General features: G+C 72.9%; 21 protein-coding genes. 10 read left to right on the plus strand and 11 right to left on the minus strand.

All coding sequences use genetic code 11. The features are described 5' to 3' along the window. The 3 genes from AB4Z02_RS16450 to AB4Z02_RS16460 all read right to left on the minus strand — a co-directional run. A partial coding sequence (locus tag AB4Z02_RS16450) for a DNA polymerase III subunit alpha (RefSeq protein WP_441972298.1) occupies positions 1–3,169 on the minus strand: 3,169 nt, incomplete at its 3' end. Positions 3,170–3,174: 5 nt separating this feature from the next. Next, positions 3,175–3,741, minus strand: coding sequence for an SAV_6107 family HEPN domain-containing protein (locus AB4Z02_RS16455; protein WP_441972300.1), 567 nt, complete (start codon positions 3,739–3,741; stop codon positions 3,175–3,177). Positions 3,742–3,751: 10 nt separating this feature from the next. Next, the gene (locus AB4Z02_RS16460) at positions 3,752–4,162 is read right to left on the minus strand and encodes a DUF6504 family protein (protein WP_441972302.1); all 411 of its coding nucleotides are present in this window, start codon (positions 4,160–4,162) and stop codon (positions 3,752–3,754) included. Between the two features lie 311 nt (positions 4,163–4,473). On the opposite strand from AB4Z02_RS16460, the gene AB4Z02_RS16465 reads away from it, so the two are divergent. Then, on the plus strand, positions 4,474–5,073 hold the full coding sequence (locus tag AB4Z02_RS16465; RefSeq protein WP_441972303.1) for a YbaK/EbsC family protein: 600 nt from the start codon (positions 4,474–4,476) through the stop codon (positions 5,071–5,073). A gap of 79 nt (positions 5,074–5,152) precedes the next feature. Here the strand turns inward: AB4Z02_RS16465 and AB4Z02_RS16470 are convergent, their stop codons facing one another. Beyond that, positions 5,153–5,512: a VOC family protein gene (locus tag AB4Z02_RS16470; RefSeq protein ID WP_441972305.1), complete on the minus strand. Its 360-nt coding sequence runs from the start codon at positions 5,510–5,512 to the stop codon at positions 5,153–5,155. 125 nt (positions 5,513–5,637) lie between these two features. On the opposite strand from AB4Z02_RS16470, the gene AB4Z02_RS16475 reads away from it, so the two are divergent. Then, positions 5,638–6,447: an HAD-IIA family hydrolase gene (locus tag AB4Z02_RS16475; RefSeq protein WP_441972307.1), complete on the plus strand. Its 810-nt coding sequence runs from the start codon at positions 5,638–5,640 to the stop codon at positions 6,445–6,447. A 302-nt stretch (positions 6,448–6,749) separates the two neighbouring features. Here the strand turns inward: AB4Z02_RS16475 and metF are convergent, their stop codons facing one another. Next, positions 6,750–7,667, minus strand: coding sequence for a methylenetetrahydrofolate reductase [NAD(P)H] (gene metF / locus AB4Z02_RS16480; RefSeq protein ID WP_056883969.1), 918 nt, complete (start codon positions 7,665–7,667; stop codon positions 6,750–6,752). Positions 7,668–7,800: 133 nt separating this feature from the next. Between metF and AB4Z02_RS16485 the strand changes: the two genes are divergently transcribed. Then, the gene (locus AB4Z02_RS16485) at positions 7,801–8,886 is read left to right on the plus strand and encodes a polyprenyl synthetase family protein (protein WP_441972338.1); all 1,086 of its coding nucleotides are present in this window, start codon (positions 7,801–7,803) and stop codon (positions 8,884–8,886) included. Between the two features lie 99 nt (positions 8,887–8,985). Here the strand turns inward: AB4Z02_RS16485 and AB4Z02_RS16490 are convergent, their stop codons facing one another. Then, positions 8,986–9,420 carry an Rv2175c family DNA-binding protein gene (locus AB4Z02_RS16490; RefSeq protein WP_441972308.1) on the minus strand — a complete coding sequence of 145 codons (435 nt, stop codon included), beginning with the start codon at positions 9,418–9,420 and terminating at the stop codon, positions 8,986–8,988. A gap of 169 nt (positions 9,421–9,589) precedes the next feature. Between AB4Z02_RS16490 and AB4Z02_RS16495 the strand changes: the two genes are divergently transcribed. The 5 genes from AB4Z02_RS16495 to AB4Z02_RS16515 all read left to right on the plus strand — a co-directional run bounded on the left by AB4Z02_RS16495 (position 9,590) and on the right by AB4Z02_RS16515 (position 14,868). Continuing rightward, positions 9,590–10,930, plus strand: coding sequence for a LysM peptidoglycan-binding domain-containing protein (locus AB4Z02_RS16495; protein ID WP_441972310.1), 1,341 nt, complete (start codon positions 9,590–9,592; stop codon positions 10,928–10,930). A gap of 103 nt (positions 10,931–11,033) precedes the next feature. Continuing rightward, on the plus strand, positions 11,034–12,992 hold the full coding sequence (gene pknB / locus AB4Z02_RS16500; RefSeq protein ID WP_441972312.1) for a Stk1 family PASTA domain-containing Ser/Thr kinase: 1,959 nt from the start codon (positions 11,034–11,036) through the stop codon (positions 12,990–12,992). Between the two features lie 5 nt (positions 12,993–12,997). Beyond that, positions 12,998–13,915 (plus strand): DMT family transporter, encoded by a 918-nt coding sequence (locus tag AB4Z02_RS16505; RefSeq protein WP_441972314.1) that lies wholly within the window; start codon positions 12,998–13,000, stop codon positions 13,913–13,915. 36 nt (positions 13,916–13,951) lie between these two features. Beyond that, on the plus strand, positions 13,952–14,497 hold the full coding sequence (locus tag AB4Z02_RS16510; RefSeq protein ID WP_441972316.1) for a sugar O-acetyltransferase: 546 nt from the start codon (positions 13,952–13,954) through the stop codon (positions 14,495–14,497). Between the two features lie 2 nt (positions 14,498–14,499). After that, a complete protein-coding gene (locus AB4Z02_RS16515) occupies positions 14,500–14,868 on the plus strand; it encodes an MmcQ/YjbR family DNA-binding protein (protein WP_441972318.1) in 369 nt (122 codons plus the stop codon). A gap of 9 nt (positions 14,869–14,877) precedes the next feature. On the opposite strand, the gene AB4Z02_RS16520 is transcribed toward AB4Z02_RS16515, so the two are convergent. Together AB4Z02_RS16520 and AB4Z02_RS16525 are read right to left on the minus strand one after the other, a co-directional pair. Continuing rightward, positions 14,878–15,939: a threonine aldolase family protein gene (locus tag AB4Z02_RS16520; RefSeq protein WP_441972320.1), complete on the minus strand. Its 1,062-nt coding sequence runs from the start codon at positions 15,937–15,939 to the stop codon at positions 14,878–14,880. Positions 15,940–15,981: 42 nt separating this feature from the next. Next, positions 15,982–17,334, minus strand: a complete 1,353-nt coding sequence (locus AB4Z02_RS16525) for a class II 3-deoxy-7-phosphoheptulonate synthase (protein ID WP_056883964.1) — start codon at positions 17,332–17,334, stop codon at positions 15,982–15,984. A 159-nt stretch (positions 17,335–17,493) separates the two neighbouring features. Here AB4Z02_RS16525 and AB4Z02_RS16530 point away from each other — a divergent pair, with 159 nt between their 5' ends. After that, positions 17,494–17,943 carry a hypothetical protein gene (locus tag AB4Z02_RS16530; protein WP_441972322.1) on the plus strand — a complete coding sequence of 150 codons (450 nt, stop codon included), beginning with the start codon at positions 17,494–17,496 and terminating at the stop codon, positions 17,941–17,943. Positions 17,944–18,028: 85 nt separating this feature from the next. Here the strand turns inward: AB4Z02_RS16530 and AB4Z02_RS16535 are convergent, their stop codons facing one another. The 3 genes from AB4Z02_RS16535 to AB4Z02_RS16545 are packed head-to-tail and all read right to left on the minus strand — an operon-like array spanning position 18,029 to position 20,829. Beyond that, positions 18,029–18,736 (minus strand): response regulator, encoded by a 708-nt coding sequence (locus AB4Z02_RS16535; protein WP_441972324.1) that lies wholly within the window; start codon positions 18,734–18,736, stop codon positions 18,029–18,031. Then, positions 18,733–19,917 (minus strand): MacS family sensor histidine kinase, encoded by a 1,185-nt coding sequence (gene macS / locus AB4Z02_RS16540; RefSeq protein ID WP_441972326.1) that lies wholly within the window; start codon positions 19,915–19,917, stop codon positions 18,733–18,735. Before macS ends, AB4Z02_RS16535 begins: the two co-directional genes overlap by 4 nt. 3 nt (positions 19,918–19,920) lie before the next feature. After that, the gene (locus AB4Z02_RS16545; RefSeq protein ID WP_082590567.1) at positions 19,921–20,829 is read right to left on the minus strand and encodes a 1-acyl-sn-glycerol-3-phosphate acyltransferase; all 909 of its coding nucleotides are present in this window, start codon (positions 20,827–20,829) and stop codon (positions 19,921–19,923) included. Between the two features lie 152 nt (positions 20,830–20,981). Here AB4Z02_RS16545 and AB4Z02_RS16550 point away from each other — a divergent pair, with 152 nt between their 5' ends. Then, positions 20,982–21,746, plus strand: coding sequence for an alpha/beta hydrolase (locus AB4Z02_RS16550; RefSeq protein WP_441972329.1), 765 nt, complete (start codon positions 20,982–20,984; stop codon positions 21,744–21,746). The last annotated feature ends 16 nt before the right edge of the window (positions 21,747–21,762 follow it).

Consider the following 21,762-nt stretch of genomic DNA (forward strand, 5'->3'; position numbering starts at 1 on the left):
GTCCGCGGCGGGGTGCGGCCCGCCGGGCGGACCGGTCCAGGGCCCGGCCGTAGCGGTCGAGCTCGGCGACGTGCAGGAGCAGGTCGCGCCGGGTGATGTGCCCCCGGCGGCCGAGCCCACCCGTACCCATCCCCCGGGCCCCGGCAGGTCCGGCCGGGGTACCCATGCCGTAGAGGGCGTCGAACCCGCCGGCGAGGACGAGGCGCTCGACCACGGGTCGCGAGACGTGCGCCCGGTGCCAGAAGTCGGCGAGGCCGGCATAGGGCTGGCCGGCGACCACCCGGGCGACCTCGGCGTCGCTGATGCCCTTGACGTCGGCGAGGGACAGGCGGATGCCGTAGCCGCTCGCGTCGGGCAGGTCCGGGTGGGCCGGGGGCCGTGGTCCCCAGTAGGACTCGAGGGAGTCCGGCGCGGCCGGGGTGCCGCTGCCTGTCGCGTCGCTGCCCGACGCGTCGAGAGCGGTGGTCTCCAGTCGTTCGATGCGGTAGTCGCCGGTGGAGGCGTTGACGTCGAGGCCGAGCACGGTGATCCCGAGGGACCGGGCGTCGTCGAGGATGAGCCGCTTCGGGTACATGCCGGGGTCGTGGGTGAGGACGCCGGCGAGGAATGCCGCCGGGTGGTGGGTCTTGAGCCAGGCCGAGTGGTAGGTGGGCAGGGCGAAGGCCGCGGCGTGGGCCTTGCAGAACCCGAACGACGCGAACGCCTTGAGCACCTCCCAGATCCGGTCGACGTCGGCAGGGGCGTAGCCGCGGGCGCGGGCGGCAGGTCGCCACCACGCCTCGATCTCGAGCTGTCCCTTGGGGGTGCCGAGGGCCCGCCGGACCTCGTCCGCCTGCGCCAGGGACACGCCGGTCGTCTCGGCGACGATCATGAGCACCTGCTCGTGGAACACCACGACGCCCTCGGTCTCGCGCAGCGCCTCGATGAGCGTGGGGTGCAGGTAGCTGACCTCCTTCCAGCCGTGCCGGGCCTCGAGGAACGGCGTGATCATGTCGGACTTCACCGGCCCGGGACGGAACAGCGAGATGTCGATGACGAGGTCCTCGAACCGCTGCGGCCCGAACTTGCCGATGAGCTCGCGCTGCCCGGGGCTCTCGATCTGGAAGCACCCGAGGGTGTGGCTGGTGCGGATGAGCCGGAAGGTCGCCTCGTCGTCGAGCGGCACCTGGGCCTGGTCGTCGAGGTCGACCTGCTGCCCGTCGACCCGCGCGACCTCAGCCACCGCGTGGGCCATGGCGGACTGCATGCGGATGCCGAGCACGTCGAGCTTGAGCAGGCCGAGGGTCTCGACGTCGTCCTTGTCGAACTGGCTCATGGGGAACCCGAGCCAGCTCGCCTCGACCGGGGTCCGGTCGAGCAACCCACCGTCGGACAGGATCACCCCGCACGGGTGCAGCGCGATGTGGCGCGGCAAGCCGTCGAGCCGCTCGACGAGGTCGAACAGCGCCCGCAGCCGGGGGCTGTCGAGGCCGCGGGACCGCAGCTCGGGCAGCTCGGCGATGGCGTTGCGGGCGTCCTTGGCGCGGATGTGCGGGAACGCCTTGGCGATCTCGTCGATCTCGGTCGGGGGCAGGCCCAGCGCGGCGCCCACGTCCCGGATCGCGTGGCGCACCTTGTAGGTGTCCATCATCGAGACGCAGGTGACCCGCTCCCCACCGAACCGGTCGAGGATCCGCTCGTAGACCTCGGTGCGACGAGCCGACTCCACGTCGATGTCGATGTCGGGCAGCTCGGCCCGCAGCGGCGAGCAGAAGCGCTCCATGATCAGGCGGTAGCGGATCGGGTCGACGCCACTGATGCCGAGCAGGTAGTTGACCAGCGACCCGGCCCCGGACCCCCGCGCCGCGACCCGGACGCCCATCTCCCGGATGAGGTCGACGACCTCGGCGACGGTGAGGAAGTAGGTCGGGTAGCCGAGCTCGGCGATGACCTTGAGCTCGTCGGTGAGGCGCCGCTCGACGGCCGAGAACTCCTTCTCCCCGAGTCCGGGGTAGCGGCGCCCGAGCGCGTCGCGGCACCGTTGCTCGAGCGTGGCCTGGGGGCTCTCCCCCGGGGCGATGCCCAGCTTCTCGGGCTCGGGCAGGTGGACCGACCCGATGCCGAGGTCGCGCCGGGCGCTCTGGGCACAGGCGAGCCCGAGGGCCACCGTGCGGGCGACGAGGACCTCGGCACGGCTCCGGTCGCCACCGGTGACCTCGAGGGCCACGGTGCGCATCACCGGCGTCGACGCGAGGTGGGCCGCGTCGGTGACCCGGTCGAGGTGGCGGGTGTCGAGGGCGACGAGCCGTCGCGCGGCATCGAGCACGTCGACGACTGCCGACTCCCCCGGCTCGACGTGGCGCACGGCGGCGGTGAGGACGGCGGGGATGCCCTGCTCGTCGGCCAGCCCGAGCAGCCGGCGCGCGTGGGCCCGGGAGGCGGGGGTGCCCTCCGGGCCTGCGTGGCAGACCACCTCGATGACCACCGAGTCCGGGGGCAGCCGGCGGCGCCACGTCGCCAGCAGGGCGCGGGCCCGGTCGGTGCGCCTGGCCAGCAGGGCCCGACCCACGTCGGAGTCAGGGCCGAGCAGGACGACGAGCGGGCTCGCGTGGTCGCGGCTCGACCGGCGCTCACCGCCGGTCCAGCACCGGGCAGCGACGACCGCGGCAGAGCTGACGGGCGTGCCCCGCTCGCCGCGCAGGTGGGTCTCGGTCACCAGCCGGCACAGCGCCGCCCAGCCAGCGCCGTGGGGCACGCCTGCGGCGGCGCCCCGGGCCAGCACGGTGACCCGGGGGTGGCGTGGGTCGCGGTCCGCGCCGCCGCGTACGGGTGTGCGCGTCGGGGCGGGCGGCTGAGGGGCGGCGCGTCCGCTGCCGGCCGCCTGCCCTCCCCCGAGGGCCTCACCCAGGAGGTCGTCGCCGGGTGCGTCCGGACCGATGGCGAGGTCGACGCCGAGGACCGGGGCGATGCCGGCGGCCGTCGCCGCTTGGACGAACCGGATCGCTCCGTAGAGGCCGTCGCGGTCGGTGAGGGCGAGGATCGGCTGGCGGTGCTGGGCGGCGCGCTCGACGAGGGCCTCGGGCGTCGAGGTGCCGTAACGCATGGAGAAACCGGAGGCGACGTGCAGGTGGACGAAGTCGCTCACGGGGGTGGGGGCGCCCATGGCGGATGTGGTGGTCGTGGCAGTCATGCCGGTCATGGCGAGCGGGTCATGGCGGACGGCACGGAGCCGGCGAGCGCCGTGGGGACGAGGACCTCGCCGTGGGCCGCAGGCTGCACGGGCAGGCCGAGGCTGCGGCAGACGAGGTCGAGGAACACCTCGGACTGGCGCAGCAGGTCGTCGGCCTCCCGCACGCTGACCGGGTGCCCGGCGCGACGGGTGGACACGAGCTCGAAGAACCCGGCCCACTCCGCGAGCTCGGGGGCAACCGCGGGCAGCAGCTCCCACAGCGAGCGCGGCCCGCGGTGGCCGTCCGGGGTGGCCCGGGCGGCGACGAGGGCTGCTGCCGCGCGCAGGGCACCCAGCTGGGCCTGGAGGTAGCGCTGGGTGACCTCCCTGCTCTGGCACGCCTCGAGCAGGGAGTGCCGCGACCGGTCGAGCAGCTCGAGGCTGGCTGCGGCACTGCTCGTGGCCGAGTCGGCCATGCCGGTCGCACCGGTCGCGCCACCCAGGTGGGTCGCGCCACCCAGGTGGGTCGTGTCGCCCAGGTGGGTCGTGTCGCCCGGGTGGGTCGTGTCGCCCGGGTGGGTCGTGTCGGTCATGGTCGTCACCTCAGTCCGCCACGCGCAGGAGGCGCCAGTGGGGGGTGTCGAGGCCTGTGTCGAGGCCTGTGTCGAGGCCTGTGTCGAGGGCTCCGGGGTCGGCACCGAGGTCGTAGACCCCGACCCCGGCGCAGCGTCCGGCACTGGCCTCGACGCGCCAGACCTGGCGCTCCCGCGCGTCGGTGAGGACGTCACCGCTGCCCTGCTCCCGCGCGTCCCGCCACCAGGGACGACGCTCCTGCCAGCGGTCGAGGACGGCCCGCACGACGTAGAGGCGCCCTCGCCAGACGAAGGCCTCCGGGCCTCCGAGCGGGGCGCAGCCGTCCTCGCGACCGGCCCCGGGGACGTCGCCGGCCGTCGCGGACGAGCGCCCCGCGAGCACGGACTGGCGGACCTCGATGGGTTCTTCGTACCGGCGCACCACGAGCAGGCTCCTTCGTCACGGCAGGGCAGGATGAGGTGGTGTGGGCTCCGGCCCGGTGAACGGACGGGGTCGAGGCGCCCGATCACGGGGGCCGGAGCCGCACGGTGGTCCCGGCATCCTCGACTGGACGCCAGGGGCCGCGTGGGGTCACGCGCTGCTGGTCATCCGGTCTCCGGTCGGAACCTGTTCGAACAGGTGTTCGATATGAAGAACCGTACACCCGCCCTCGGACAGCCCGTCAAGGGCAGCGGATGAGACGAGGCACCCGACCTCTGGTGGAGTCCGGGGCCCCGCCCTAGGGTTTCGTCATGAGCCAGACCGAGCCGGCGGCCACACCGCCCGGCCCCGTCGTCGCGGCGCCGGACCCCGCCCCTTCGCCACCCGCGTCACCGGCGTCCGACGCCGCCCCTGCGCGCGACCTGCGCCAGCACGCCGGCGTCCAGCGGGTCCTGGCCGCCCTCGCGATCCACGGGGTGGAGCCGCGGGTGGTCGTCCTCCCCGACGCGGCCCGCACCGCAGCCGCAGCGGCAGCAGCCTTGGGCGTCACCACCGCCGAGATCGCCAACTCGCTGGTCTTCCGGGCCCACGACGAGGCCGGCGCCGTCACCCCGCTGCTCGTCCTCACCTCCGGCGCCCACCGCGTCGACCTGGTCAAGGTCGCCGAGCTCGTCGACGGCATCGACCACCTCGACCGCGCCGACGCCGAGTTCGTCCGTGCCGCCACCGGGTTCGCCATCGGCGGAGTGGCGCCCGTCGGACACCCTGCGCCGATCCCCACGGTGGTCGACGTCTCCCTGAGCCGCTACCGGCACGTGTGGGCGGCCGCCGGGCACAGCCACACCGTCTACGAGACGACGTACGAGGAGCTGCTGCGGGTCTCGGGGGGCCACGCCATCGAGGTCGCCTGACCGGGCGGCCGGGCGAAACGACCACGCTTGCAGGGACGAGCGACCCTGCTCCCAGACCGTACCTGCAGAGCCTCCGGGCTCAGGCCTTGCTCACCTCGTGGATGCAGAGCACGTTCCGGTCCGGGTCGGTGAACCACGCCGCCCGCTCGCCATCGAGCTCGGCGATGTGGTCCTGCGTCTGCAGGCCGGGCAGGTCGTAGTCCTCGAACACCACTCCCTTGCCCTCGAGCTCGGCGATCTGCGCCCTGACGTCAGGCACCTCCCAGGTCAGGGCGGTGTTGGGGTTCTGGGACCCCGTCTCCCTGGGCAGCAGCATCAGCATCGTGCCACCGCCGAGGCGGTAGAGCAGGCTCCCCTCGGCGTTGGTCCCCTCGAACGACAGGCCGAGCCGGTCGGAGTAGAACTCCTTCGCGCGACCGATGTCGGTGACGGGGAGCATTGTGGTGACTGCGCTCGTGGCCAATGACATGACGAGCACCTCCTTCAGGCACCTACAAGCGTCCTCCTGCCCACGCCGTGGCTGCTCCATCAAAGTGGTGATCGGTCTGCGCCAGAATGAGCGACATGACCACACCCAAGCCGGTCGACTGCTGGCTCACCGACATGGACGGCGTGCTCGTCCACGAGGAGACCGCCATCCCCGGCGCCGCCGAGTTCCTCGCCGCCCTGGTCGAACACCGCCGACGGTTTCTCGTCCTGACCAACAACTCGATCTTCACCCCACGCGACCTGCGGGCGCGCCTGCTGACCAGCGGGATCGACGTCCCCGAGGAGTCGATCTGGACCTCCGCGCTCGCCACGGCGCAGTTCCTGGACGACCAGCGCCCGGGCGGCAGCGCGTTCGTCGTCGGCGAGTCCGGCCTGACCACCGCCCTGTACGAGGTGGGCTACACGATGACCGAGCGCGACCCCGACTACGTCGTCCTCGGGGAGACGCGCACCTACTCCTTCGAGGCCATCACCAAGGCGATCCGCCTCATCGAGGGCGGCGCGCGCTTCATCGCGACCAACCCCGACGTCAGCGGCCCGAGCAAGCTGGGCACGCTCCCGGCCACCGGGTCCGTCGCGGCCCTGATCTCCGCGGCGACCGGACGCCAGCCCTACTACATCGGCAAGCCCAACCCGTTGATGATGCGCAGCGCCCTCAACCGCATCGACGCCCACTCCGAGTCGACGGTGATGGTCGGCGACCGCATGGACACCGACGTCATCAGTGGCCTCGAGGCCGGCCTGCGCACGATCCTGGTCCTCACGGGCTCGACGCGCCCGCACCAGGTCGAGCACTTCCCCTACCAGGCCACCCGCGTGGTCGACTCCGTCGCCGACATCGTGCCGCTCGTGGGTGAGCTCCGCCCCCTCGACGGCCCGTCCTAGCGCCTCGCCGCGATGCTGCTGCGCCGGTTCACCACCCGCGACTGACGTCGCAGCTCGGCCCTCGAGGACGTGTGCGGATCTGAGTACGTGCACGGATGCCCGCCGGGCGCGACCACCGGCAGGCTCGTCCCCGTCGCGTTCGGGGGACCGTGACGACGTGACGCACGAGCCGCGCCGGCCATGAGGGGAGGTCGAGCGCGGCTCGTGTGTGCGCCCCCGGACAGCCCGCCCCGACGCGCCGGCTCCCATGCGCCCGGCCTGAACCACCACGGGTCGGCCTCAGCCGCCCCCAGTCCGCGGCCTCAGTGCAGGCCGAGGTTGCGGTGGACCTCCAGGGTCGCCGTCGACCGGTTCATGGTGATGAAGTGCAGGCCCGGCGCTCCCTCGGCCAGCATCCGCTCGGCGAGCTCGGTGGCGACCTGCACGCCGACCGTCCGCGTCGCCGCCGGGTCGTCGGCCACTGCCTGGAGCCGCGCCACGACCTTCTCCGGCAGCGGCGTGCCCATGAGCTGGGACATCCGCGCGACCTGCTTGAAGTTGGTCACCGGCATCAGGCCCGGGGTGATGGGCAGCTCCGGGCGACGGCGGGCGACGGCGTCGCGCAGCCGCAGGTAGCTGTCGGCGTCGAAGACCATCTGGGTGATGGCGAAGCTCGCGCCCGCATCGGCCTTGCGGACCATGATCTCGACGTCGTGGTCGAAGCCCGGCGAGGAGGGGTGCACGTCCGGGAAGGCCGCCACCCCGATGGTGAAGTCCCCCAGCGACTTCACCAGCGCGACGAGGTCGGTCGCGTGGTTGAGGCCCTCGGGGTGGGCCACCCACTCGCCGCCGGGGTTGCCCGGCGGGTCGCCGCGCAGGGCGAGGATGTTGCGCACCCCGCTCGCGGCATACAGCCCGACCACCTGGCGCAGGGCGGCGACGGACGCACCGACGCAGGTGAGGTGGGCCAACGGGGTCAGCGTGGTCTCGCGGGCGATGCGCTCGGTGACGCGCACCGTACGGTCCTGGTTGGAGCCCCCCGCGCCGTAGGTGACGGACACGAAGTCGGGCCGTGCGGACTCGAGGCGCCGGATGGCGTCCCACAGCAGGGCCTCGCTGGCGTCGTCCTTGGGCGGGAAGAACTCGAAGCTGATCGACGGTTCGGGCCCCGCGAGCATGCCGGGGATCGACCGCGTGAGCTGCGCCGGTCGAGCAAGACGAGAGGGCTGCCCCAGTGCCATGGCGGTGAGACTAGTCGAGGGCCCACGCCGTAGGCTCAGGGGCGGCTCACGGTGAGACGCCGCCGAGCCGCCGCGAGATGCCTCGCGGCACCGGACCGGACCGGCCCAGGAGGACAGCGTGCAGGAGAGCGTGGTGGCCAGCCCCCTCGACGCCGCGCAGCTGCGCGACCGGGTGCAGCACTGCGTCGACGACGTGCTCGCCCACCAGGCCGACGTCCTCGCCGAGGTCGGGCCCGACGCCCAGGAGCTGCTCGGCGCGGTGGCCCGGCTCCTCACCGGCGGCAAGCGCCTGCGCGCGGCCTTCCTCTACTGGGGCTACCGGAGCGCCGGCCAGCCCGACTCGGACGCCGCCGTCCGCGTCGCGACCGCGATGGAGTTCTTCCAGGCGGCCGCCCTCATCCACGACGACGTCATGGACGACAGCGACACCCGGCGCGGCATGCCCGCCGCCCACCGGTCGATGGCCGCGCGGCACGCGCAGGAGGAGTGGACCGGCGACGCCGGCCGGTTCGGGGTGGCCGGGGCCATCCTCGCCGGCAACCTGTGCCTCAACTGGACCGAGGAGCTCTACGCCACCTCCGGTATGCCGCCCGAGCACCTCGCGCGCGGCCGTGCCGTCTTCGACCGGATGCGCACCCAGCTCATGGGCGGGCAGTTCCTCGACGTCGTGGAGTCGGTGCGGTCCTGGGACGGCATGCCGCTGGCCGAGCGGGTCGAGCGTGCCGAGCGCGTGATCCGCTTCAAGAGCGCCAAGTACACGGTGGAGCACCCGCTGCTCATCGGCGCCAGCGCCGGGGGTGCCGACGAGGACGACCTCGCGGCCCTGTCCCGCTACGGGCTCGACCTCGGCCAAGCCTTCCAGCTGCGGGACGACCTGCTCGGGGTGTTCGGTGACCCGGCCGCCACGGGCAAGCCGGCCGGCGACGACCTGCGCGAGGGCAAGCGCACCGTGCTGGTGGCGCACGCGCTCGCCGGGGCGGACGAGCAGGGACGCGAGCTCGTCGAGACGCGGCTCGGGGACCCCGACCTCGACGCCGCCACGGTCGACGCGCTGCGTGCGGTCATCGTGTCGAGCGGGGCCGTCGACGCGGTCGAGGCCGACATCGCCAGGCTCGTGGGGACGGCGCGGATGTCGCTGAAGTCGACGCGCGGGCTCGATGCCGGCGCCGTCGCGGTGCTCGACCAGCTCATCGACAGCGCCACCAGCCGGGAGCACTGAGCCCGGCCTGGAACACTGAGCGCATCCGGGAGCATCGACCGGCGCGACCGGGTCGGTCACCGGCCCGACCCCCGTTGGTGACGGGGCAGGCCGGGTCGGTCAGAAGGCCTGTTCCATCGCCCGGCGGCGCACCTCGGTCTTGAACCCCGCCGCCAGGTTGTCGACCGGGGTGCCGGGGACCCGCAGCGTCTCGTCGCGGGTGAACAGCCACTCCAGGATCTCCTCGTCGCGCATGCCGCCGTCGGCGAGCACGGTGAAGGTGCCACGCAGGTGACGGAACACCTCCTCGTCGAGGAACTGCTCGGGCACGGCGACGACCTTGCGCTCACCGATGCGGGAGCTGAGCAGCTCGCGGTCCTCCAGCAGCCGCCGGACGGCGGACAGCGGGATGCCGAGCCGCTCGGCGACGTCGGGCACGGTGAGCCAGGAGCCGACGAGGGCCTCGAGGGAGCCCTCGGGCGGGGTCGCCGCTCCGGCGCCCGGCTGGGTCCCGGGCGCGTCGGCCTCGGGTTGGGTGGGGGGCAGGTCGGTCACGGGGACAGCCTGCCAGCCGGTGCCGGCATTGCAAATTACATCGATGTAAGTCGATATATGGCGGCTGCGTTGGTGTACCTTTCACAATCGTCACAGTCGTCACATCCCTCACTTGAGCATCTCCCCCCACCGCCACCGCGGCGCTGGCCCCCCGAAAGGCAGCCCCCCGATGTCCCCAGTGATCGCTCCTGCAGCGCTCCCTTCGGCCTCGACCCTCGCCCCCGTCGCGGTCGTCCAGAAGGCCAAGCCCGCCCCGTACGGCTGGACCCTCTACCTCGTGCGCAGCGGCGACACCCTCGGAGCCATCGCCGACCGCCGCGGCACCACCACCGGCGTACTGGTGGCACGCAACAAGCTCCGGCACGGCGGCCACCAGCTGGCCATCGGCCAGCGGCTGTGGATCCCCAGGAGCGCCGGCCAGGCCAGGGCCGAGGCCGCGCACGCCCGCGCCGTCAAGGCGGCCAGGGCCGCCGCGATCCGGCGGGCGACCTACGTCGTGCGCCCGGGCGACACCCTCAGCGCCATCGCGGCCCGTCGCGGTGTCTCGCTGGCCGCCCTGCTCAAGGCCAACCGGCTGTCAACCCGCTCGGTGCTCCAGGTCGGCCAGAAGGTGCGGGTACCCGGCAGCAGCGTGGCGAGCGCCAAGCGCCCGACGTCCAAGGCCACCAAGGCGAGGGCCACGAGCCGCACCAGCACCACCCGGTACCGCGTGCGCTCCGGCGACACCCTGGGCGCCATCGCCACCCGCACCCGGACGCCGCTGTCCTCGATCTACGCCTGGAACCGTCTCGGGCCGCGCAGCGTCATCCACCCCGGCCAGACCATCAAGGTCCGCGGCACCGTCGCGGTGGCCGCCGTCGCGCGGACGAGCATCTACACGGTGCGCTCCGGCGACACCCTGAGCGGCATCGCGGTCCGCCACCACACGACGTCGGCGGCGCTGCTCAAGGCCAACCACCTCGCCAACGCCAACCACCTGGTCGTCGGCCAGCACCTGCGCGTCCCGGTGCGCAGGGCGGCGACTGCCAGCAGCGCCAACACCTTCGCCGGCCGCACCTACCCGAGCACCACGGTCAACGCCGCCAGCCGCAACCGGTCCGCCCTCGCCCACTCCCGCGTGCCCACCCGCAGCCAGACCCGCGCCATGATCGTCGCCACCGCACGCCGCCACGGCGTCGACCCGCGCCTCGCCCTGGCCATCGGCTGGCAGGAGTCGGGGTGGAACCAGCGCCAGGTCTCGGTCGCCAACGCCATCGGCGTCATGCAGGTCATCCCGTCCTCGGGCCAGTGGGCCTCGGAGATGGCCGGGCGCCGGCTCAACCTGCTCAACACGCAGGACAACATCACCGCGGGGGTCGTCATCCTGCGCTCGCTGACGCGCTCGGCGTCCACCCTCGACCAGGCCATCGCCGGCTACTACCAGGGCCTGTACTCCGTGCAGCACCACGGGATGTACGCCGACACCAAGGGCTACGTGCGGGCGGTCAAGGCCCACCGGGCGCGCTTCTGAGCCACGTCGTGGCGGACCGCTCGAGCGGGGCGGGTCCGCATGGCCACCGGGCCGACGGACCCGCCTGCACGAGTTGGTCGCGTTGACCTCCTACACTTTGCGGGTGTCTTCAGGTGTCACCGAGTCCCTGCTCGGTCGGGTGATCGACGGCCGCTACCGCGTCCAGTCGCACATCGCTGACGGCGGGATGGCGTCGGTCTACCTCGCGCTGGACACCCGCCTCGACCGTGACGTGGCCCTCAAGGTGCTCCGCCGCGACCTGGCCCAGGACGAGGGCTTCGCCAGCCGGTTCCGGCGCGAGGCCCGCTCGGCGGCGCGCCTGTCGCACCCCAACGTGGTCTCGGTCTTCGACCAGGGCGAGGACGACGGCCACATGTTCCTGGCCATGGAGTACGTGCCCGGCCAGACCCTGCGCGAGGTGATGCGCGCCGAGGGTCCACTGACGCCCCGCGCGGCCCTGGACATCATGGCGCCGGTCCTGCAGGCCCTGGGCGCCGCGCACCGCGCCGGGATCATCCACCGCGACGTCAAGCCCGAGAACATCATCCTGCGCGAGGACGACGGCACCGTGAAGGTCGCCGACTTCGGGCTGGCCCGGGCGGTCAGCAACCAGACGTCGACGTCACAGACCGGCGTCCTGCTGGGCACGGTCGCCTACCTGTCCCCCGAGCAGGTCGAGCGCGGCATCGCCGACGCGCGCAGCGACGTCTACGCCGCGGGCCTGATCCTGTTCGAGATGCTCACCGGTTCCAAGGCGTTCACCGGCGACACCCCGATCCACATCGCCTACCAGCACGTCCACAGCTCGGTGCCCGCTCCCTCCTCCCGCGTGGCCACGGTACCGAGCGAGCTCGACGCGCTCGTGGCGCTCGCGACCTCCCGCGACCCCGACCAGCGGCCCTCCGATGCCAACGACTTCCTCACCGAGGTCCGCCGCTCACGGGCCATGCTCACGCCCACCGAGCTCGACCGCCGGCCCGAGGGCCCGCCGGCGATGGGCGCGGGCGCCAGCACCGTTGCCGTCGAGCGCACCAGCGCCCTGCCCGTCGAGCCCTCGCACGAGGCGCGCCACTCGCGGCCCGTGGGCCCGGTGGCCCTGCCCGTCGACCGCACCCCGACCGCTCCCCCCGGCCCCGACCCCTGGGCCGACGAGGACGACCGCGACGACCGTGCCCGCCGCCGTGGCCCGTGGGGCTGGGTCGTCGCGGCCCTGCTCGTGGCCGCGGTGGCCGGGGTCGCCGCCTGGTGGTTCATGGCCGGTCCCGGCTCCCCCACCGACGTGCCGCGCGTCGTCAACCTCACCTACGCCCAGGCCCAGGGCGCCCTCGAGAAGGCCCACCTGTCGGCCGACCGCGTCGACGCGTTCGACGAGACCATCCCCAAGGGTGTCGTCATCTCGACCGACCCCGGGGCGGGCACCGAGCTGCGCCGCAGCCAGGACGTCAGAGTGACCGTGTCCAAGGGACCGGAGCGGTATGCCGTGCCGGCCGTCGTCGGTGCCAGCGCCAACGAGGCGCAGGCACGGCTGACGGCGACCAAGCTGACGCTGGGGAAGACCACCGAGGCCTACAGCCAGAAGGTCGCCCAGGGCCTGGTCATCAGCACGAGCCCGAAGGTGGGGACGTCGCTCAAGCGCGGCGCCGCCGTCGACATCGTGGTGAGCAAGGGCCGCCAGCCCGTCGAGGTCACCGACTTCACCGGCAAGCCCGCCGACCAGGCCGTCACGGCACTCACCGACGCCGGGCTGCAGGTCGACGCCACCCAGCAGAAGAACGACGACACCGTGCCCAAGGGCGCCGTCATCAGCCAGACCCCGTCCAGCGGCACGCTGTTCAAGGGCGACAAGGTGACCCTGGTCGTCTCCAAGGGCCCCGAGCTCGTCAAGGTGCCCGACGTGCAGGGCAAGCAGGAGAAGGACGCCGTCAAGATCCTCGAGGACGCCGGCTTCGAGGTGAAGGTCGACCGCTTCATGGGCGGCATCTTCGGCACCGTCCGCAGCCAGAACCCCGCCGCCGGCAGCGAGCAGCCGAAGAAGACGACCATCACCCTCGTCATCGTCTGAGCCCGGTGCTGCGCACGGTCCCGGCGAGCCGCCTCGCCACGCTGCTGCTCGTCGCCGTCACGGCGGTGTGGGGCTCGACGTTCTTCCTCATCCGCGACCTGGTCGCCCACGTCCCCTCCGCCGACTTCCTGGCGGTGCGGTTCGCCATCGCCGCCGTCGTCATGGCCCTCGTGTTCCGGCGCCAGACGATGGCCCTGACCCGGCGTGAGCTTCTCACCGGCGTCGGGCTGGGGGTCCTCTACGGGTTGGCCCAGCTGCTGCAGACCGTGGGGCTGGAGCACACCGACGCCTCGGTCTCGGGCTTCGTCACGGGCACCTACGTCGTGCTGACGCCGGTGCTCGGTGCCGTGCTGCTGCGCGACCGCATCCCCGGCTCGACGTGGCTGGCCGTGGGACTCGCCACGGTCGGGCTGGGGGTGCTGTCGCTGCGCGGCCTGTCCATCGGCTTCGGCGAGGGTCTCACCCTGGCCGCTGCCGTCCTCTACGCCCTGCACATCATCGGCCTCGGCCGGTGGTCGACCGCGCGGTCGGCGACGGGACTGGCCACGGTGCAGGCCTTCGTCATCACCCTGGTCACGCTCGTCGGTGCCCTCCCCGGCGGGATCACCCTCCCCTCGACCGGCGGCCAGTGGAGCTCGCTGCTCTACATGGCGCTGGTCGCCGGGGCGGTCGCCCTGTGGGCGCAGACATGGGCGCAGTCCCACATGCCCGCCGCCCGCGCTGCCATCGTCATGACGATGGAGCCGGTGTTCGCGGCCTTCTTCGCGGTGCTCCTCGGCGGCGAGTCGCTGACCGCGCGCATGCTGCTGGGCGGCGGCCTCGTGCTCGCGGCGATGTACGTCGTGGAGCTGCTCGGGCGGCGTACGCCCGGTGCCTCGGCCGAGCAGGACCGTCCGGCCGAGCTCCTCCACCACGAGGTCTGACCCGGGCTGTCCGTGGGGCCTGCGAGCATGGCCCGCATGGCCGTCGAGCAGCGCATCGCGATCAGTTCACCGCAGTGGCGGGCCCTGCACGACCGCATCCAAGTCGCCATGGAGCTGACCTCACGCCTCAACACCGTGCCCTTCGGCGACGTGGAGACCCGCAACGCCCTCCTCGCCGAGCTCTTGGGCAAGCCCCTGCCGGCCGGGGCCGTCGTCTTCCCGCCGTTCCACGCGACCCATGGCCTGGGGACCCAGCTCGGCGAGCAGGTGTCCGTCGGGCAGGGCTGCTCCTTCCTCGACCTCGGAGGCGTCACGATCGGCGCCCGCACGATGATCTCCCCGCGCGTCACCCTCGTCACCGAGGGCCACCCCGTCGAGCCCTCCGAGCGCTACGACACGATCACGGTCGCGCCGGTCGTCATCGGGGAGAACGTCTGGGTGGGGGCCGCGGCCACGGTCCTGCCCGGCGTCACCATCGGTGACGGCTCGGTCATCGGCGCCGGGACCGTGGTGGCCAAGGACGTGCCGCCGCGCACCGTCGTGACGGGTCAGGGCCAGGTCGAGCGACGTCGGCTGGACTGACCGTGGCCACCGTCGACGACGTCCGGGCGCTGGGCCAGGGCCTCGAGCGCTCCTACCCGGTGCGGGTCAGGGGACGGCTGAAGTTCCGCGTCGGGCAGCTCGTCTACGTCGCGTTCTCCCTCGACGAGCAGGTGATGGGCTTCGCCTACCCCAGGGACGAGCGGGCGGCGCTCGTCGCGACCGACCCGCGCACGTTCGAGCTGCCGTCGGAGTCTGACCTGCGCTTCCACTGGGTCCACGCCCGGCTTGCCGCGCTCGACCCGGACGAGGCCCGGGAGCTGGTGGTCGACGCCTGGCGCATGGTCGTGCCGAAGAAGCTCTCCCGTGCCTACCCCCGCCCATCCCCGCGGCCCCACGGCCCGCCGGCGTGACCACGAGGGTCAGGCGGCGGCCGGGCCCTCCTCCAGCAGCGGCACGAGTGCCTCGACCGCACGGTCGGTGCCGGCGTCGTCGACGTCGAGGTGCCAGACGAGGCGGACAGCCGTGGGGCTGACCGGGTAGAGCCGGATGCCCTGTGCGGCGGCCGCCTCCATGAACCCTGCGGAGGTCCAGCCGGTGACCGAGACGTCGAGCACGACGATGTTGGTCTGCACGGTGGCGGGGTCGATCGAGCCGGGGGCCGCCTCCCCCGCCGCCCGCGCGAACCGGTGGGCGCGTGCGTGGTCGTCGGCGAGGCGCTCGACGTGGTGGTCCAGCGCGTGCAGTCCCGCCGCGGCGAGGATGCCGACCTGGCGCATGCCGCCGCCGAACCGCTTGCGCCAGATCCGGGCCTGCGCCATGTGGTCGCGCGAGCCGGCGAGGACCGAGCCGACCGGGGCGCCGAGTCCTTTGGAGAGGCAGACGCTGACGCTGTCGAAGTGCCGGCCGTACTCCGCCAGCGCCACCCCGGTGGCGACGTGGGCGTTCCAGAGGCGGGCACCGTCGAGGTGCATCGCGACCCCGCGCGGCCGCGTACCCGCCCGCAGCGCCTCGATCTGGTCGAGGGGCTGGACGGTCCCGCCACCGAAGTTGTGGGTGTTCTCGACCACGACGAGCCGGGTGTTGACCTGGTAGGCGCCCCCGTCGGGGATCATCAGGGCCAGCGGCTGGGCCGCGTCGAGCAGGCCCCGGGGTGCCACCCACGAGCGGGACGAGATGCCGGACAGGACCGCGGCCGCCCCCATCTCGGCGCGCAGGACGTGGGCCAGGGAGTCCGCGACGAGCTCCTCCCCCTGCTTCACGTGCAGCCGGATGCCGAGCTGGTTGGCCATCGAGCCGGTGGGCGTGAAGAGCGCGTCCTCGTGCCCGAGCAGGGCGGCGACCCGCTCCTCCAGCGCGCGGACCGTGGGGTCCTCGCCGAACACGTCGTCGCCGACGTCGGCCGTCGCCATGGCACGGCGCATCGCCTCCGTGGGCCTGGTGAGGGTGTCGGACAGGAGGTCGACGTCGTACGCAGCGGGCATGCCTGCCAGCCTAGGAGGTGGGCGCACCGGCGCCCGCGGCGGTCAGTCCTTCGAGAGCATCTCGGCGACGAGGAAGGCCAGCTCCAGGCTCTGCTGGTGGTTGAGCCGGGGGTCGCAGACCGTCTCGTAGCGCTTGGTGAGGTCGGCGTCGAGGATCTTCTCGGCGCCGCCGATGCACTCGGTGACGTCGTTGCCGGTCAGCTCGACGTGGATGCCACCGGGGACCGTGCCGAGGCCCTGGTGGACCTCGAAGAACCCGCGCACCTCCTCGACGACGTCCTCGAAGTCACGGGTCTTGTAGCCGCTGGCCGACTCGAAGGTGTTGCCGTGCATCGGGTCGCAGATCCACGTGACCTGGGCGCCGGACCCGGTGATCTTCTCGACCAGGGTGGGCAGCGCGTCACGGACCGTCTTGGCGCCCATGCGTGTGATGAAGGTCAGGCGTCCCGGCTCGCGGTCGGGGTCGACCTTGTCGATCAGCCGCAGCACGTCGTCGACCTCGGCCTTGGCCGACAGCTTCACGCCGATGGGGTTGAGGACCTTGGAGACGAAGTCGACATGGGCTCCGTCGATGTCGCGGGTGCGCTCGCCGACCCAGATGAAGTGGCCGCTGGTGTCGTAGAGCTGACCGGTGCGGCTGTCCACGCGGGTCAGCGGCCGCTCGTAGTCGAGCAGCAGGGCCTCGTGCGCGGAGAAGAACTCGGTCGTGCGCATGGCGTCGAAGTCGGCGCCACAGGCCGACATGAACTTCATCGCCTTGTCGATGTCCTTGGCGAGGCGCTCGTAGCGGCTGTTCGCCGAGTTGGAGACGAAGCCTCGGTTCCAGTCGTGGACGTGGCGCAGGTCGGCGAAGCCACCGGTGGTGAACGCGCGCACGAGGTTCAGCGTGGCCGAGCTCGCGTGGTAGGCCTTCACCAGGCGCTGCGGGTCCGGGGTGCGGGACTCGAGGGTGAACTCGAAGTCGTTGACCATGTCGCCGCGGTAGGCCGGGAGGGTCACGCCCTCACGGGTCTCGTCGCCGCTGCTGCGGGGCTTGGCGTACTGGCCCGCCATGCGGCCGACCTTGACGACCGGCACCGACGCGCCGTAGGTGAGGACGGCAGCCATCTGCAGGATCGTCTTGACCCGGTCGCGGATGTTGTCGGCCGTCGCCGCGGCGAACGTCTCGGCGCAGTCGCCGCCCTGAAGGACGAAGGCCTCGCCGCGCGCGGCGGCGGCCATCCGCGACTTCAGGACGTCGCACTCACCGGCGAAGACCAGCGGCGGATACGACGCGAGCTCGGCGACGGCGCTGGAGAGCCGGGCGGCGTCGGGCCAGACCGGCTGCTGGGCGGCCGGCAGGTCGGCGCCGGCCGCGAGGCTGGCGAGGGCGTCGTGGTGCTGCGTGGTGCTCACCGGTCAAGGATAGGTGCGCACGGCACCGCCTCGTCCCGCAGCCCGTATCCCGGTCACCGGACGTCGTGGACGCGGCCACCGCCCGCGCGTGCTCCACCGCACCGAGCACCCGGCGTCGCATACTCGTGGCACCAGGACGCCGGGGACACAGGGGGAACCATGGGCATGCTCGGCCGGATCCGCACGACGCTGACGGGTGGCAACGACCCGAAGCAGCTGCCGAACCGACCACGGTCCGCCGAGCCCGTCGACGACTGGCCCTCGGCGGTCGCCGTCAGGGGCGCCCTCTCGGACCCAGACGCGGCGTTCGACGCCGACACGGCCCCGGCCGGAACCGTCGGCGTCCTGCAGTGGACGCCCGGCCTGCTCGTCGACGACGGTGCCGGCGAGGGTTTCTGGGACTACTGGGACCTGGAGGCGTGGTCGACCGGGGACCCCCCGCAGATGCTCGACGGGTTGGACCGGGACACCAGCGAGCCTGCCCTGCAGCAGCGCGTGGCCGAGACGCTGGGGCGACCGGTGGCCCTCGAGCTGTCGACGGTCGTCCTGTCCGCGGACGGCGAGACGTGGCGCACCACGCCGTTGTTCATCGTCAGTCCCCGCGCCTGACTCCGCCCGCACCGGTCAGGCCGCACCGGTCAGGCCGCACCGGTCAGGCCGCACCGGTCAGGCCGCACCGGTCAGGCCGCACCCGTCAGGCCGTGGGGGTGTCCAGGCCCTTGGCGATGGCGAACCGGACGAGCGCGATGCGGTTGTGCAGCTGCAGCTTGCCGAGGGTGTTCTGCACGTGGTTCTGCACGGTGCGGTGCGAGATGAACAGCTCAGCCGCGATCTCCTTGTAGGACATGCCGGTCGCCACGAGCTTGAGCACCTCGGTCTCGCGCTCGGTCAGCTCGGGAATCGGCCGCGAGGGGTCGGTCTGCGGCTGCGTCGACATCTTGCGGAACTCCCCCAGCACCAGCCCGGCGAGGCCCGGGGTGAAGACCGCCTCACCGCGCGCGGTCGCCTCGACCGCCGCGACGATCTGCTCCCGCGACGCCGACTTCACGAGGTAGCCGGTGGCGCCTGCCTTGACCGCCTCGAGGACGTCCTGCTGCTCCCCCGACGCCGACAGCACGAGCACCCGCGTCTGCAACGAACCGAGGGCCGCACAGACCTCGTGGCCGCGCAGGCCCGGCAGGTTGAGGTCGAGGACCAGGACCTGCGGTCGCGTCGCCTTGGTCCGGTTGACTGCCGAGGGCCCGTCGTCGGCCGTGGCGAGCACCGTCATGCCCGCCTCCGCGAGGTCGCGCGCCACGGCGTCCCGCCACAGCGGGTGGTCGTCGGCGACCACGACCGTGAGCGGGGGCGTCGGCCCCGGCCCGGCGTCGTGCTGTCCGTGCTGCTTGGCCTGCTCGCTCATGCCACCCCTGCCCCCGGGGCGCCCGACTTGGGCGCCCGCATCGTCACCGTCGTCCCCGAGCCCTGCCGGCCCGAGTACACCGCTTCTCCCCCGAGGTCGCGAAGCCGGCCACGGATGCTCGAGGAGGCACCGAGCCGCCCGGCGGCCGCCGCCTCGTCGAGGCGCCAGGACTGCATACCCACGCCGTTGTCGCGCACCGTCAGTGCCACGGCCTCCCCCTCGTCCTCGACCAGCACCCAGGCCTCGGCGTCGTCGCCGGCGTGCTGGCGCACATTGTCCAGTGCCGCACCCACCGCGGCGACCAGCTCGCCCGCGACACGCGGTGGCACCAGGACGGGGTCGGCGGGGGCCACGAGGTGCACACGGCCCTCGGCGTAGCGGGCGAGCTGCTGGCGCAGGTCGAGGTCGCCGTGCACGGCGGATGCCGACTCGTCCGGCGTCGTGCCGCTGACGAGGGCCCGCAGCAGCCGCTCCTGGTCGGCGGCCATGCTGCCGAGCTGCATCGCCTCACCACCCAGCTGTGCGCCACGGCGGTTGATGAAGGCCAGCGTCTGCAGCACGCCGTCGTGGACGGTGCGCGCCAGCCGCTCGCGCTCCCGGACCCTGGCTTCCAGCACCAGGGCCTCGCGCAGCCTGGCATGGCCCTCACGGGCGAGGTCGCAGGCGTAGCCGATGAGGGCGCCGATGAGCAGGAGCAGCACGATGTTGTTGACCGTGTTGGGCGTCGCCGCGCCCACCTCGACGAGGTCGACCACGCCGATCAGCACCGCGGCCGGTATGCCGCCCCGACGGCCGAGCAGGACCGCCGCAGACACGACGCCGGCGGCGGGCCAGAACGTCGGCAGGGTCCGGGACCCGGCCTCGATCGCCTCGGCGGAGTCGACCAGCCGGGTGGCCAGGATCGCCACCGAGGCGAGCCCGAGCTCCGCCACCACCAGCCACAGCCGGCGCCGCCGGTAGAACACGAGGAACACGGTCCACAGGCCGAGCACCGCCAGGACCACCCACGCCAGGGCCGGCCTGACGAGGTCGTGGGGTCGGTCCCACAGCGAGTACGCCGCATACCCCAGCGCGATCGGGCGGAAGACGTCGATGCCCTTCCAGAACGCGGAGACGACCTCAGGCTGTCCGTCCGGCACGGAGACGGCCCGCGCCAGCGCGCGGCTGCGGCCCCCGGTCATCGCTCAGCTGGCGCGGCGACGGCGGCGTCCGCCGGCCGCGTCCTCGTCACCCTCGGCCTCGGGGCCGCCACCGCGCTCGGTGTTCTCGTCGATGTCCGCGGCGGCGTCGTCCACGCGGCGGCGGGCCTTGCGGATGGCCTCGTCGTCGTGGGCGTCGAGCGCCTCCTCGAGCTCCTTGGCCGCCGACCCGGGCAGGGCCGCCTCCTGGATCTCCCGCGCCTTGGTCTTGGCGGCGGCGAGGATGCGGTCCTTCATCGAGGTGGCGTACATGTCGACGTACTCCTGGCCCGACAGGAGCATGAGCTCGTACATGATCTCGTCGGTGATCGAGCGCAGGACGAACCGGTCGTCCTCCATGCCCTCGTAGCGCGAGAAGTCCAACGGTGCACCGATCTTGATCCCGATGCGCATCAGCCGCGGGATCTTCTTGCCGCTCGGCTGGGCCTTGTCGGTGCCGATCATGGCGACGGGGAGCACCTTGACGCCGCCCTCGAGGGCCATCCGGGCGACACCGGTGCGGCCCCGGTAGAGGCGGCCGTCGGGGCTGCGGGTGCCCTCGGGGTAGATGCCGAGCAGCTCGCCGCGGCGCAGCACCCGCAGGCCGGAGCGCAGGGCCGCCTCACCTGCGCGGCCGCCGGAGCGGTCGACGGGCAGCTGGCCGACACCGCGGAAGAAGGCGGCGGTGAGCCGGCCCTTGATGCCACGGCCGGTGAAGTAGTCCGACTTCGCCAGGAACGTCATCCGGCGAGGGACCACCAGCGGAAGGAAGATCGAGTCGGAGAACGACAGGTGGTTGCTGGCGAAGATGGCCGCCCCGTCCTCGGGGATGTTCTCCTCGCCCTCGACCCACGGACGGAACAGCAGCTTGAGGATCGGGCCGAGCACGACCGTCTTGAGAACCCAGTAGAACAACCGTTCACCTCCATGTGACGCGGTGCACTCTACGGCACTCTCGACGCCCGCAACCCTGCATGCGAGGATGCGCGCCAACCCGACTCGGCGCCTCGCCGGGTCGTCCCGCGCCGCCCCCGGCCCACCGCCGCCTGCCGCCCCCAGGAGCCCCCGTGTCCGTCCGTCCCGGCGCCGAACCCTACTCCCACGACGGCCCCCGGGAGGGGTCCGGCAAGGGCGCCACCGGGGTGGTCCTCGCCCACGGGTTCACCGGCAGCCCGCGCAGCATGACGCCGTGGGGACAGCACCTCGCCGCGGCCGGCTACACCGTCCGCGTCCCGCGGCTGCCCGGCCACGGGACGACGTGGCAGGAGATGAACCGCACCCGGTGGCAGGACTGGTACGCCGCCGTGGACGCCGCGTTCCGTGAGCTCGACGAGAAGTGCGACCGGGTCTTCGTCGGCGGGCTGTCGATGGGCGGCGCGCTCGTGACCCGGCTGGCCGAGGAGCACGGCCCGCGCGTCCGCGGGCTGATGCTCGTCAACCCGGCCTACAAGGTCGAGGACGCGCGCCTGCGGGCCCTGCCCGCCCTCCAGGCCGTGCTGCCCTCCCTGCCCGGCATCGGCAACGACATCAAGAAGCCCGGCCAGGACGAGGTCTGCTACGACCGGATCCCCCTCAAGGCCCTGTGGTCGCAGACCAAGCTGTGGACCACGGTGGTCCGCGACCTGCCCGAGGTCACCCAGCCGGTGCTGCTGTGGCACTCCACCGACGACCACGTGGTGCCCGCCTCGAGCTCGGCGCTGCTGCTCTCGCGGATCTCGAGCACCGACGTCACCGAGAAGGTGCTGCACGACAGCTACCACGTGGCTACCCTCGACCATGACGCGCCACGTATCTTTGGGGAGTCGGTGGAGTTCATCGAGCGGCTGAGCTAGTCCGCTCCCCCGGGAA

The organism is Pedococcus sp. 2YAF34, from assembly GCF_052114585.1.
Lineage (GTDB): Bacteria > Actinomycetota > Actinomycetes > Actinomycetales > Dermatophilaceae > Pedococcus.